Genomic DNA, 13,342 nt, shown 5'->3' with positions numbered 1-13,342 from the left:
ATCAGCGCGGTCTGACCGATAATCCCGCCCCATGAGTACGCATGACGCCCCATCCTCCCCCGACACCCTCAGCTACAGCCAAGCCGGGGTCAACTACGACCTGATCGATCCGCTGAAGATCAGCGCGCAGCGCGCTGCCGCTGCGACTGGCGCCCACCTCGGTGGCCACGGCTTCAGCGAGGTGCTGGCTTCGCGCGGCGAGTCAGCCTACGTGGTCGACGTGGGGCCGTTCTACATCGCCTCCATCGTCGAGTGCCTGGGCACCAAGACCTTGGTCGCTGACGAGATGTACAAGCTGACCGGCAAGAGCTATTACGCCGGTATCGCGCAAGACACCATCGCCATGGCCATCAATGACCTGATCACCGTCGGCGCCACGCCGCTGGTGGTGCAGGCCTACTGGGCCGCTGGCGGCTCGGACTGGTTTGGCGACAAATTGCGCGCCCAGAGCTTGGTGGAAGGCTGGAAGAAAGCCTGCGACACCTGCCAAGTGGCCTGGGGCGGCGGCGAAACACCGGCCCTGGCCGGCATTGTGGAAGCTGACCGCATCGATCTGGCCGCCTCCTGCACCGGTTTGATCAACCCCAAGGAACGCCTCTCGGTGGGCGACAAACTCGGCGCCGGCGATGCCATCGTGCTGCTGGCCTCCAGCGGCATCCACGCCAATGGCCTGAGCCTGGCACGCAAGCTGGTTGAGCGTCTGCCAGAAGGCTATCTGACCGAGATCGAACCCGGCCTGAGCTATGGCGACGCGCTGCTGGCCCCGACCGTGCTGTACTCACCGGTCACCGAAGCCCTGTTCAAGGCCGGCATCACACCGCATTACTGCGCAAACATCACTGGCCACGGCTGGCGCAAGCTGCTGCGTCATCCGGGTCAGTTCACTTACCGCATCCACAGCGTGCCTCCCGTCACACCGGTGCTGCGCTTCATGCAAGAGCAGGCCAAGCAGGATGACCGCGAAGCCTATTCCACGCTGAACATGGGTGCAGGTTTTGCCATCTTTGTGAAGGCAGAAGATGCGGCGCGCACGGTTGAAGTAGCCAAAGCTTGCGGCATCGACGCCATCGTGGCGGGCCAATTGGAAGATGGACCTAAGCAGTTGCTGATCGAGCCCTTGAACATCCGCTTCAGCGACGACGATTTGCAGCTGCGCTGAGATGAGCTGACACGACAAGTCTTGTGAATCAGGCGCCCAACGGGCGCCTTTTTCTTGTTCAAAACTTGCGCAATTCAAGCCCCGCGCCCAGAGCGACACGCCGCATCGTTTACAATAGAAAGTGACGGGCCTCCTCGCATGGAAGCGCGGCCAACCGGGTCAGGTCGGGAACGAAGCAGCCCTAACCGTTGTGACCAGTGCCGGGGCAAGGCTCGTCAACCCCAACTCACCACCCTCCCCGGGTCGCTGCTCAAATGCAGCATGAGTTTCGCGAGGCCGTTCTGGCTGCCGCGTCTGCAGCAAGCCCACCTCGCTTGATTCAAAGCTTTTTACAAAGCTCTTGATTTGCGCCCAAGAGCCACGCAGCGCCAGCTCTCAAGACTTTGTTTCCAGCTTTAGCCTTGCGGCAGGCACTCACCGCCAGCTAGGCAGACTTGCGCTCGCACTGGCCTCACTGGCCTGCGTCCTCAACCTTTGGAGTGACCGGAGACTCCAAGCGTCGCCGCGCCTCTTCCAAGCCGCCATAGTTCTCAAGCTTGGAGTAACCCAAGTTCTTGAGAGTTTCCAAGGCAATCGACGACCGGCGACCTGATCGGCAATACAAGATGATCTTGTCATCCTTGCCTATGGCTAGCTTGGAAATTTCTTTAGCGATCTCGGTGTGCTCGATATTGAGTGAACCGGCCACGTGACCCTCGACATACTCGGCCGCAGTGCGCACATCGATGACGACTTCTTTGGCCCCAACGCAGCTCATCACCGACAAGAGCGTTGCAAAAAAGAGAAACTTTTTCATAGCCGCCTCAAAAAAGAAAAGAGAGCAAAAACTCGCGGCGACGCCACGAGCGAGTATCGACCCCAATTTTCACAAAGCATAAGGCCAATGAAAAAAGCACCGAGTGCTTTCGCATTCGGTGCTTGATCCATTCTTAATTTTGGTGGGCCCTGAGTGACTCGAACACTCGACCTACGGATTAAGAGTCCGCTGCTCTACCAACTGAGCTAAGAGCCCTCACTTATTAACTTATTGAATTAGATTCAAATCAGTCAATTTGCAAGCTTCGCATTATAGCACATATTTGCTGTAATTTCTGGTGGGTCGTGCGGGACTCGAACCTGCGACCTACGGATTAAAAGTCCGCTGCTCTACCAACTGAGCTAACGACCCCTACCAGAGAAGCCCACTATTTTAAGCCGACTTTTAATTCGCGCGCAAGAGGTTTTTTCAAATTATCGAAAAGAATCTTCAATAGCGCTGCAGCAGCGGCCATGCCAAAGCTGGCAGTGACCGCCACACTAGATCCATAGCCATGGCAATTGAGGCTGCCGTCCACTTCGCAAGCTTGGCCCTCGGGCGCCGTCGGGCGATGTACCGGCTCTCGAGAGAAAACACAGGCCACGCCCATCTTCCCCTGCCGCTTGGCGCCGTACTGCTTGCGCAATCGTTGCCGCAAGGAAGCCAATAAGGGGTCGTGGGTGATCTCGGCCAAGTCTTCGATGCCCATCAGATGTGGCATGCGCTTGCCGCCCGCCGCGCCGACGCTGACGAAGGGCAGACGCCGCTCTAGCGCCCAGGCCGCGAGGCAGGCCTTGGCGCGAACCTGATCGCAAGCATCAACTAAGCCATGCAATTCACCCTCTCGGCCAAGCAGCAAACCCGGCCAATTTTGCTCGTCGACAAACTCTTCAATCAGCGTGACTTTGCAGTTAGGGTGAATATCCAGAATACGCTGACGCAGCGCCTCGACCTTGGCCATACCGACGGTTGACCCCAAGGCTTGCACTTGGCGGTTGATATTGGACTCTGCCACTTGATCCAAATCGATCAGGGTTAGAGCCGCAACACCGCTGCGCGCCAAAGCCTCGACCACCCAGGAGCCGACGCCGCCCAAGCCGACCACGGCAATATGCGCACGGCGCAAGCACTGATAGTCCTGCTCGCCATAGAGGCGGCGCAAACCACCGAATCGGCGCTCGTCATCCGGCGCCATGAAGTCATCGTTGAAGTCACTCATATTTGGCGCCGTAATTCAGCCCTTGCGGCACAGAGGCAATAGGCCGACTCGCCCTTGTCATTTTTCGCATGGACCGATTGTAGAAAGCAATGCTCGCCGCTCGCACGAGCATGACGCGGGCAATAAAAAGGCCCCGCAAGCGGGGCCAGGGATCACGCGAGCGCTTGGCGCTGCAACATTATTTCAGCGCAGCAAGCCGTTCTTTGCTGGCCTGTGCAGCCTCTGTGCCTGGGTAGGCCTTGATCAAGTCCTCCAGGCTGCGCTTGGCGGACTTGACGTCCTTCAGCTCGATTTGACAGTTAGCCAATGCCAGCAGAGCTTCACTGGCCCGCGGGTGCTCAGGGTTGCCTGCAATAAAGGCCTTGAACGTAGCGATGGCATCTTTGTAGTCACGTTTGCCGTATTGGGCATTGCCTAACCAAAAGCGAACCGAGTCTGCATAGCCACTCGCCGGGAAACGCTTCAAGAAGCTGCCCAAGGTGTTGACCGCTTCGGCGAAGTCCCCACGGCGCACCAAACCCATGGCCGCATCGTATTGCCGACGCTCCTCTGGATTGACCTGGAACTCTTTACCATCAAGTGCCACTTTTTGTGGCTCCAGCGGCTTCAGGCGCGAATCCAAGGCTTGCGCCTGGTCGTTCAACTTGCGCTGAGTCTCCGACAGCTCCCGCGCCAGTTGTTCATTCTGGCCGCGCAGCTTGGCGATCTCGCTGCGCAACATGTCGATCTGCGAATTGAGATCCAACATGCTGCGACGCAAAGGTCCCAACTGGTCCTGCACCTGGGTCGACAACTGCTCGACCCGTTGGCGCTGGGCGTCCTCGCTCTGCTGAACACGGCCGCGCAATTCCAAAATGGCTTTGCGCGCCTCGTCATCATCAAACAAGGCCGCTTGAGCCGCGCCAGCCGCCATCAAGGCTGCCACGGACGCGACCGCCAGCACTCGTGAGGCACCCAGGCTGCGCTGCAGCAGACTCATCTCACTTGTCCTTCAGTTCGACGCGGCGATTTTTGGCCCAGGCGGCCTCATCGCTGCCTTGTGCAGCCGGCTTTTCTTTGCCGAAGCTGACCGGCTCCACCTGCGCAGCAGCAACGCCCAAGAGGCTCAACGACTTGGCCACCGCTTCCGCACGCTTTTGACCCAGGGCCAGGTTGTACTCACGACCGCCGCGCTCGTCGGTATGGCCTTCCAGGCTCAGAGCCAGCTTGCGGTCATTGCTCAGACGCTTGGCATGCGCCTCCACCAAGCCGCGGTAGTCGTCCTTCACCACATAGCTGTCGAAATCAAACAGCACCACGCGCTGGTTAGCGACAGCCGCCGTCAGTTGTGCTCCCAGATCAACGGTTGCCACCTTGGACTCGGCCATCGGAGTGGCGCTGGCACCACTGTTAGCAGCCGAGCTCGGCGGTGCCACGGGGCGGGTTTCAACCGGGGCCGGCTCATCCAGCTTGACGGACGATGCACAGCCTGCCAGTACAGCGGCGGCCAGCAAGCTCAATGCGTAACGAGTCATCTTCATGCGGTTCACTCCTTCGGAAAAATCTACATTTGCGTCAAAAAACAACAAGCCTCAATCAGCTCTTGTGATAGCGCTGAGGCTCATTGTCTTACAACTTTCACAAGCCGCTTTTCAGCGCCGCTTTGGCCCAACAATCGCGAGCTTCAACGGCCAAACGGGCCCCAAGTCGGCTCGCGCACATCGGCCAGCGTCGAGATCAGCTTGGCCTTGATACGGCCATCCAAAGTGGTCGTCATCAGCACATCGCGCCCGGCCGAGCGGCTGGCATACACCAGCAAGCGGCCGTTCGGTGCAAAGCTGGGGCTTTCATCATCATTGCCATCGCTGATCTGCTGCACCGTGCCACTGGCCAGGTCCATCACGCAAAGCCTGAAGGTGCCGCCGTTGAGGCGGGTGATGAAAGCCATGGTGCGACCATCCGGGCTGATGGCCGGGCTGATGTTGTAAGCGCCATTGAAGGTCACACGCTCGGCCGCGCCACCGGCCACAGACATACGGTAAATCTGCGGACTACCGCCCCGGTCGCTGACGAAATAGAGCGAGCGGCCATCGGGCGAAAACACTGACTCGGTGTCGATGGCTGAGCTCTGCGTCAAGCGGCGCAAGCCACTGCCATCGCGGTTGATGATGAAGAGCTGCGAGCCGCCTTCACGCGACAGCGTCAAAGAAAGTTGCTGCCCATCGGGCGAGAAAGCCGGCGCGCTGTTCGTGCCCCGGAAATCAGCGAGCGCACGGCGCTTGCCGGTGGAGACATCTTGAATCCAAACCACCGCCTTGCGGGTCTCAAAGGACACATAAACCAGCTCACGGCCATTCGGCGACCAAGCCGGCGAGATGATGGGGTCAGGACTGGCCAGCGCCACTTGTCCGCCCTCGCCGTCCGCATCGGTGATGCGCAGACTGTAACGACCGCCGGCCTTGGTGACATAGGCCATGCGCGTCGCAAACACGCCGGGCTCACCGGTGAGTTTTTGATAGATGGTGTCGGCAATGCGATGAGCTGCCAAGCGCACATCATCAGGGGCCACCGCATGGGCTTCGCCGCCCAGGTCCTGGCCCTTGACCACATCCCAGAGCTTGTAGCGCAGGTCCACACGGCCATCGGCCAAGCGCGAAGCAGAACCCGCCGCCAAGGCGTCGGCATTGCGACCTCGCCAGTCGCTCCACGTGGGCTGGCTGCCTTCAAAAAGGCCCGACTGTGGCGCATCAATGATGCGGAACTTGCCACTACGTTCCAGGTCAGAACGAATGATGGAGGCCACGGCCTGGCCGGCCCTCGATTCATCACGAAATTCCGGCAAAGCGATCGGCAATTGCGTGGCGCCCACGCCTGAAATCTCGACCCGGAACTGTGCCCAAGCTGGTGTACTCAAGCCAGCCAGACCAGCCCAAGCACCGACTGCGGAAGCACCGCGAATCAAGACCGAGCGACGTGCTTGCGCCTGAGCGCCAAGGCCCTCGCCTCGCACCGATTCAAACTGAAGAGGAGTAGTGTTCTGTGCAGACATGCGACTCGCGATCAAAGCACCCCAGGGTGCGACTTCAAACTGCTTTGCATTCTGCCTGAGCCGGGGGCATTTCCGCCCTGAGGCCGGTAACAGCTTGTGGCCTCTGTGTTCCGTTTTTGTCCGCTTTAGGTCATCCAAGGCTAAAGCAAGACGATGTCGTAATGCTCGGTCTGATTGGCTGGCTCAGCGGTCAAAGAGATGGGCTTGCCAATGAAATCAGACAGGCCCGCCAGATGTTGGCTTTCTTCGTCCAGCAGCATCTCCACCACGTTGGCGGCTGCCACGATCCGGAATTCCTTGGGCGAGAACTGCCGGGCCTCACGCAAGATCTCGCGCATGATGTCGTAGCAGACGGTGCGCGCTGTTTTGACTTGGCCGCGTCCCTCACAAGTGGGGCATGGCTCGCACAACATGCGAGACAAAGACTCTCGCGTGCGCTTGCGCGTCATCTCCACCAGGCCCAGCTGCGTGAAGCCTCCCAAGGTCACCTTGGTGCGATCGCGGCCGAGCTGCTTGCGGAACTCGGTCAACACGGCGGAGCGATGCTCCTCGCGTGTCATGTCGATGAAGTCAACAATGATGATGCCACCCAAATTGCGAAGGCGCAGTTGGCGAGAAATCGCGCCCGCCGCTTCCAGATTGGTTTTGAAAATGGTGTCGTCGAAATTGCGGGCGCCGACGAAGCCGCCGGTGTTCACATCCACCGTGGTCATGGCCTCGGTCTGATCAAAAATCAAATAGCCGCCAGACTTCAAATCCACACGGCGCGCCAAGGCGCGGCTCAGCTCAGCATCGATATTGTTCAGATCAAAGATCGGCCGCTCGCCCCGGTAATGCTCCAGCTTGGCGGTTGCCGCAGGCATGAACTTCTCGCCAAAGCTGTGCAAGACATCAAACTGCAGCTTGGAATCAATGCGAATCGAGCCGGTACGCTCGCTGACCAAATCGCGCAGTACCCGCTCGACCAGGCTCAGGTCTTGGTGAAGCAAGGTGCCGGGCGGTGAGTTCGAGCCTTTCTCGCGGATGGCGGCCCAGGCTTTGCGCAAATAGGCGATGTCAGAAGCCAGCTCCTCATCGCTGGCATCTTCGGCATTGGTGCGCAGGATGAAGCCACCGCCACCGCCTTGTTCGGCCGTACCGACCAAGGCTTGCATGCGACTGCGCAGTTGTTCACGAGCCTCGGGCGAGCCAATTTTTTGCGAGATGCCGATGTGTTCATCTTGCGGCAAGAACACCAACATGCGACCGGCGATGCTGATCTGGGTCGACAAGCGCGCACCCTTGGTGCCAATGGGGTCCTTGATGACTTGCACCGTCAAGGCCTGGCCCTCAAAGACCAGGCGTTCAATGGGAGTGGCCACGCCGCCCTCGGCATGCTGGCTGCGCACATGGCCAGGCGCACCGTTCACATGCAGATCGGCCACATGTAAAAAAGCGGCCCGCTCTAATCCGATGTCGATGAAAGCGGACTGCATACCGGGCAAGACTCGAGCCACTTTGCCCGAATAGACATTGCCGACCAGGCCTCGTTCCAAGGTGCGTTCGACGTGCAACTCCTGCACGGCACCGTTCTCCACCACGGCCACACGCGTCTCCTGCGGAGACCAGTTGATCAAAATATCTTCCATGGCGCTAACCTCGAATACTGACGCATGCCGACTGGGCCACGGGCATGCGTCAGAACACGCGGACTTCTCTCAAAAACGCAGCCCCCATTGCTGCAACATCTGCGCAGTTTCAAACAAGGGCAGGCCCATGATGCCTGAATAGCTGCCCTCGATGCGAGAAATCCACGCCGCCGCTTGACTCTGGATCGCGTAAGCACCCGCTTTGCCAAAGGGCTCGCCGCTGGCGATATAGCGCCGGATCTGCTCCTCGGGTACCTGGATGAAGTCCACTTCGGAGACGTTCAGGGCCGCTGTCTGGCGCTCGCCCAGGCCAATCGCCACGGCCGTGATCACCCGGTGGCTGCGCCCAGACAAAAGACTCAGCGTCTGAAACGCATCGTCCGCATCTTGCGGCTTGCCCAGAATCCGCTGCTCGATCGCCACCGTCGTATCCGAGCACAGCACCGGAGCAGGTGCCAAGCCACGCATCTTCAGCCGCTTCAGCGCCGCCTCCAACTTGGCCTCGGTCACCCGTGCGACATAGTCCTCAGGCGACTCCCCCGCAAGCTCGGCCTCCAGGCTCTCGGCGTCCTCTTCAGGTCCAGGCAAAAGCAATTCATACGCCACGCCCAACTGCTCCAACAATTGGCGGCGACGTGGGCTTTGCGAGGCAAGATAGATCATCGATGCAATTCCAAGGTCTTTTGGCTTCGTCGTTCAGGGGGCAAACATTTCAGACACTGCTCCCGCGTCTTGCTGCAAAACCGCAAGACCAAGTTCATGAGATGCCTTCACTGTGAGATGACTGGCGTCGAAGTACCGAGGCGTGTTGTCGTCTGCATAGATTTTGCAGCGCCCCTCAGGGCAAAGCTGCGCGCTAGCGTCAAAAAACTTCACGCCCGGAATTCGATCAGCCATTTCGCGAAGGGCCTGATTCAGGTCTTGCAGTTCAGAACTGAACCGCTGGTCCAGCCCCGCGCAGTTGAGCCACGGCAACTTCAAGGCCTTCTCTCGGCAATGGCTATCGTAGCCACTGAGTTGCGGCGTCTTGGCCAGCAAAACCACCCGTTGCCCGCGAGCGGCAACCAATTGCAAAGTTTCTTCCAGCCGCGCCATGAATATGGGCGAACGCCGCCCGTAGTCGAGCCAAGAACCACCCAGAACCAGCACGGAGTAGGCTTGGCTATCGGTCCAAGCCAGCGCCAGCGACTCTCGGCAATCAGACAAGCGTTCTGCATGGACAAATGGCTGGGGGTCCCCCATCACCGGCGGGCATGCCCCAATCGCGTAGTTCCGAAACGAAAAGCCCGTAGTTTCGGCCACCGTTTTAAGCATCGGAATGTAATGGGCCGCGTTGGAGTCACCGAACAACAAAACGCGAGGTGGCCGCTCTGTGGCCTTCCCCAACACACATCGGTCGTTCTTCAGGTCATCGTCATGCAGCCTTTGTCGTTGACATACCCAGTCTTGCTGGTAAGCAGCTTGCAAGTCTGCGCGCCGTTCTTGCAAAGCGAGCAGATACTGCTGCGAATGCGTCGGCAGACCCAAGCGCGGGCCCAAGACCAAGAAAAGTGCGAAAAGCAGTAACGCTCCACCCGGCAGGACAAATTGACCCATCAGCACGCGGGCGGCACCATAACGCACATGCCGCGCAGGCTCCTCCACCCAGCGATGGCTGCACCATGACAGCACAAACATCAAAGCCAGCAGGCCCATGCCTTCCAGCGCACTGGGCTGGCCGTACAAATAGCGCCAAAACGCCAACACCGGCCAATGCCAAAGGTAGAGGGAATAGGACAGCCGCCCAATCCAAACCATGGGCGCGAAGCTCAAAGCTCTCTGCAGCCAAGTACCTTGTGCTCCCAGGCCAGCCAAGAGCAACAAGGCCGCACCGACCGTCGGCAGCAGGCTGCGCCAACCCGGAAACACCTGCGTTTCATTCAGAAAAAGCAGACTCAGCAACAGCAAGCCCAAACCCATCCAGCTCATGACAGTCGAGCGAACTCGTGTGATGCTGTCTGGTCGACTCCCCATAGACCAAAGGGCCGCGGCAGCGCCAACCATCAGTTCGCCGGCACGACTGGGCAGCATGTAATACACAAATCGCGGACTCGCTTCGAAATACCACTCAGCGAAGACCACGGAGAGCGGCACAAGCAAAAGCACCAAGATCAAAGCGGGCCACAAGGCAGCGTTGCGTCCCGAAACCGTGCGCGGCCACAGTCGCCAAATGACGGCCAGCAGCAAAGGCCAGAATAGATAAAACTGTTCCTCCACACCTAAAGACCACAGGTGCAAAAGCGGCAACTGGGCACTCTCGGTAGCAAAGTAGTCGGTATTGACCTCTCGCCAGAAATACACATTGGCAAGTGATGCGACCGACCAGACCGCCGACTTGGCCAAGGCTTCCAAGTCTTCAGGCAATAAAACAAAATAGCCAGCGAGCAAGGTGAAGGCCAATACCGTCAACATCACTGGCACGATTCGCTTGATACGGCGTCGATAAAACTCGGCCAGCGTGAAGCGCGCGCCATCCAGATCACTGACGATATTGCGTGTGATCAGGTAACCTGAAATGACGAAAAACACATCGACGCCGACAAAGCCGCCGGGCAGCCAATGGGCGTTGATGTGAAAAAGTACGACCGCCAAGACGGCCAAAGCTCTTAGCCCATCAATATCCCGCCGATAGAGCCCGGCACCGCCCAAGTCCGCTTGCCTCATCGTCACTTACTCGCGGTGATAGGGGTGCCCTGTCATCACCGTCCAAGCGCGGTAAAGCCCCTCGGCCAGCAAGACGCGCGCGAAGGCGTGAGGGAGGGTCAGGTCGGAGAGGCGCAGCGTCTCATCAGCAGTGGCTTTCAGGGACGTGGCCAGACCGTCCGGCCCGCCGATGATCAAGGCAACATCGCGGCCATCGCCCATCCACAGCTTCATGCGCTCGGCCAATTGCATGCTGGTACGGCGCTCGCCGCGCTCATCCAAGATGACACGACGAACTCCGCGCGGCAAAGCAGCCTCGATGCGCAAGGCCTCGGCGGCCATCAATTGCTCGGCCGTTTTGCTGCCGCGTGTTTCAGCCTTCACGGCCTTCAACTCGAGACGCATCTCGGGCGGAAACCGTTTGGCGAAATCCTCATAAGCCGCATCAGCCCAGGCCGGCTGACGCTGGCCCACAGCGACCAAATACAAACGCATCAGTGAGGGTCAGCGAAGCTCAGCGAGCGGCCTTCTTGGCCACAACCTTTTTAGCCGGAGCCTTGGTGGCGGTCGTCTTTGCAGCGGGCTTGGCGGCAGACTTGGCCGGCGCCTTCTTGACGCCCACGGTCTTGGTCGCCACTTTCTTGGCGGCCACCTTCTTCGCGGCAGGCTTGACCAAGCCCACTTTGAGGGTTTGGGTAGCAGGCGTCTTGTGATCCACCTCGCGCGAGCTGGCGCTCTTCTTGGCGACGACCTTTTTCGCAGCGGTCTTCTTGGCCGCTGGCTTGGCTTCGGCTTCCTTGGCCGCGACCTTCTTGCTCACGCCGGGCTTGCCGGGCAGCGAGGGCTTGACGGCTTTCTTGGCGGGCTTCTTAGCTGGCGCGGCGTCTTCTTCATCATCATCCGAGGCCTTGACCAGCTTGGTCTTGCCGTCGCCCAGCGCCATCTTCACCGGCTTGCCGCCCCAGATTTCTTCCAGGTGGTAATAGTCGCGAATGGCGGGCTGCATCACATGCACCACGGCGGCGCCGCAGTCGACGATGATCCATTCGCCGTTTTCTTCGCCCTCGCAGCGCAGCACATCCATGCCGCGCTCTTTGACCGTTACTCGCACACTGGAAGCCAGCGCCTTGGTCTGCCGATTGCTGGTGCCCGAGGCAATGATCACGCGCTCAAACAGCGGCGAGAGGTGCTCGGTATTGAAGACCACAATGTTCTGGGCCTTCACATCTTCCAAACCATCGACGATGGCGCGTTGCAGCTTACGAATGTCCATTCAGTACCTACTCACTGTAAAGACGGTGCTGGGCAATATACCCCGCGACCGCGTCGCCCACCAAGGGGCTGATGTCCTGAGCGCGCGAAGCCAGTTCGCGCACTTGGGTGGATGAAACCTGCATCGCCGGCATCGCCAGTTTCAGCATTTTGTTGGGCTCGGCTTGAAGGATTTCTAGTACTTCGGCCGATCCCTGAACTTCTTGACCCGCACGTGCGGCCACGGCGAGTGTTACCAGGCTGAGCAACTCGCGCCATTCGCGCCAGGTGTGAAAGCGCTCGAACTGGTCCTGGCCGATCACCAAGAACAATTGCTCGCCGGGGTGCGCTGCCAAGCGCTGCCGCACCGTGTCTATGGTGTAGCTGGCGCCGTCACGCTCCAACTCGCTGTCATCCACCGAGAAGCGCGGCTCCTCGGCCACCATCAGCTCGACCATGGCGCGCCGATGCAGCGGCGACGCCAAGCCTCGGCCGGTCTTCTGCCATGGCCGGCCGGCCGGCAGCCAAAGCAGGCGGTCCAGACTCAATTGTTCCAGGGCACAGCGTGCCAGGCTCAAATGACCCAGATGCACCGGATCAAAACTCCCGCCAAACAGGCCGGTGCGGCCCGCCCCGCAGAGGTTTACAGCCATAGATGCGTCGCCGCCTCCTGTGCCCAATCGCGCGGGCGCAGGAAGTCACTGTACAACTTGGCTTCCAGGCTGCCCTCTTCCGGCGCCCATTGATAGCGCCATTTCACGATGGGTGGCATGGACATCAGGATGGCCTCGGTGCGCCCGCCCGACTGCAGACCGAACAAGGTGCCACGGTCAAAAACCAGATTGAATTCGACGTAACGCCCGCGCCGATAGGCTTGGAAGTCACGCTCGCGCTCGGTGTAGGCCAAGCCATGGCGGCGCTCCACGATGGGCAGGTAAGCGGGCACGAAAGCATCGCCCACCGAGCGCAGCATGGCGAAAGCGGCTTCGAACCCGCCCTCGGCATAGTCATCAAAAAAGATGCCGCCGATGCCGCGCGGCTCATCGCGGTGCTTCAGATAGAAATACTCATCGCACCAGGGCTTAAAACGGCCATACAGGTCTTCGCCATGCGGCTGCAAGGCAGCCTCACAGGTGCGGTGGAAATGCTGGGCGTCGCGCTCAAAGCCGTAGTACGGCGTCAGGTCCATGCCGCCACCGAACCAGACGACCGGCTCGGCATCGGCCGGGAAGGCGGCAAACATGCGCACATTCATATGCACCGTCGGCACGAAAGGATTGTGCGGATGAATCACCAGCGACACGCCCATGGCTTCAAACGGCGCGCCGGCCAACTCGGGCCGGTGCTGGGTGGCCGAGGGAGGCAAGACCCGACCCCGTACATGTGAGAAGTTGACGCCGCCGCGCTCAAACACCGCCCCGCCCTCGATCAGGCGCGAGAGGCCGTCACCTTCCAAGCGGCTGCCGGGTTCGCGGGTCCAACCGTCGCTGATGAACTCGCCGCCGTCGGCTTTTTGCAAGGCCGCGACGATGCGGGACTGCAAATCAAGCAGGTACTCCCGCACCCTTTGGGTGTTCAT

General features: G+C 59.9%; 13 protein-coding genes, 2 tRNA genes and 1 other RNA gene. 2 read left to right on the top strand and 14 right to left on the bottom strand.

Features of this window, described 5'->3' with window-relative positions:
* Positions 1-31: 31 nt before the first annotated feature.
* Positions 32-1,159, top strand: a complete 1,128-nt coding sequence (locus LNV06_RS19430; protein ID WP_263539946.1) for an AIR synthase related protein — start codon at positions 32-34, stop codon at positions 1,157-1,159.
* Between the two features lie 123 nt (positions 1,160-1,282).
* Positions 1,283-1,379, top strand: an RNA gene (ffs, locus tag LNV06_RS19425) — signal recognition particle sRNA small type.
* Positions 1,380-1,610: 231 nt separating this feature from the next.
* Here the strand turns inward: ffs and LNV06_RS19420 are convergent.
* The 14 genes from LNV06_RS19420 to hemF form a co-directional block, all read right to left on the bottom strand.
* A complete protein-coding gene (locus tag LNV06_RS19420) occupies positions 1,611-1,955 on the bottom strand; it encodes a rhodanese-like domain-containing protein (protein WP_263539945.1) in 345 nt (114 codons plus the stop codon).
* A gap of 140 nt (positions 1,956-2,095) precedes the next feature.
* Positions 2,096-2,171, bottom strand: a tRNA-Lys gene (locus LNV06_RS19415).
* Between the two features lie 80 nt (positions 2,172-2,251).
* A tRNA-Lys gene (locus LNV06_RS19410) sits at positions 2,252-2,327 on the bottom strand.
* Between the two features lie 16 nt (positions 2,328-2,343).
* The gene (locus LNV06_RS19405; RefSeq protein ID WP_263539944.1) at positions 2,344-3,174 is read right to left on the bottom strand and encodes a tRNA threonylcarbamoyladenosine dehydratase; all 831 of its coding nucleotides are present in this window, start codon (positions 3,172-3,174) and stop codon (positions 2,344-2,346) included.
* Positions 3,175-3,352: 178 nt separating this feature from the next.
* Positions 3,353-4,153, bottom strand: coding sequence for a tol-pal system protein YbgF (ybgF, locus tag LNV06_RS19400; RefSeq protein WP_263539943.1), 801 nt, complete (start codon positions 4,151-4,153; stop codon positions 3,353-3,355).
* Between the two features lies 1 nt (position 4,154).
* Complete coding sequence (gene pal, locus LNV06_RS19395) at positions 4,155-4,694, bottom strand: peptidoglycan-associated lipoprotein Pal (RefSeq protein WP_263539942.1); 540 nt, start codon at positions 4,692-4,694, stop codon at positions 4,155-4,157.
* A 143-nt stretch (positions 4,695-4,837) separates the two neighbouring features.
* Positions 4,838-6,202 (bottom strand): Tol-Pal system beta propeller repeat protein TolB, encoded by a 1,365-nt coding sequence (gene tolB, locus LNV06_RS19390; protein WP_263539941.1) that lies wholly within the window; start codon positions 6,200-6,202, stop codon positions 4,838-4,840.
* Between the two features lie 140 nt (positions 6,203-6,342).
* Positions 6,343-7,830 (bottom strand): ribonuclease G, encoded by a 1,488-nt coding sequence (gene rng / locus LNV06_RS19385; RefSeq protein WP_263539940.1) that lies wholly within the window; start codon positions 7,828-7,830, stop codon positions 6,343-6,345.
* Between the two features lie 69 nt (positions 7,831-7,899).
* Positions 7,900-8,502, bottom strand: a complete 603-nt coding sequence (locus tag LNV06_RS19380; protein WP_263540251.1) for a Maf family protein — start codon at positions 8,500-8,502, stop codon at positions 7,900-7,902.
* A gap of 24 nt (positions 8,503-8,526) precedes the next feature.
* Positions 8,527-10,533 carry an acyltransferase family protein gene (locus LNV06_RS19375; RefSeq protein WP_263539939.1) on the bottom strand — a complete coding sequence of 669 codons (2,007 nt, stop codon included), beginning with the start codon at positions 10,531-10,533 and terminating at the stop codon, positions 8,527-8,529.
* Positions 10,534-10,539: 6 nt separating this feature from the next.
* A complete protein-coding gene (gene rlmH / locus LNV06_RS19370) occupies positions 10,540-11,007 on the bottom strand; it encodes a 23S rRNA (pseudouridine(1915)-N(3))-methyltransferase RlmH (protein WP_263539938.1) in 468 nt (155 codons plus the stop codon).
* A 19-nt stretch (positions 11,008-11,026) separates the two neighbouring features.
* Positions 11,027-11,785: a ribosome silencing factor gene (rsfS, locus tag LNV06_RS19365; RefSeq protein ID WP_263539937.1), complete on the bottom strand. Its 759-nt coding sequence runs from the start codon at positions 11,783-11,785 to the stop codon at positions 11,027-11,029.
* A 7-nt stretch (positions 11,786-11,792) separates the two neighbouring features.
* Complete coding sequence (gene nadD, locus LNV06_RS19360; RefSeq protein ID WP_263539936.1) at positions 11,793-12,416, bottom strand: nicotinate-nucleotide adenylyltransferase; 624 nt, start codon at positions 12,414-12,416, stop codon at positions 11,793-11,795.
* Complete coding sequence (hemF, locus tag LNV06_RS19355; protein WP_263540250.1) at positions 12,407-13,342, bottom strand: oxygen-dependent coproporphyrinogen oxidase; 936 nt, start codon at positions 13,340-13,342, stop codon at positions 12,407-12,409. Before hemF ends, nadD begins: the two co-directional genes overlap by 10 nt.

The organism is Paucibacter sp. Y2R2-4, assembly GCF_025717535.1.
In the GTDB taxonomy this organism is placed as follows: Bacteria; Pseudomonadota; Gammaproteobacteria; order Burkholderiales; family Burkholderiaceae_C; genus Paucibacter_A.
The sequence above is the reverse complement of the archived record's forward strand: the minus strand, read 5'-3'. Positions and strand labels throughout refer to the sequence as shown.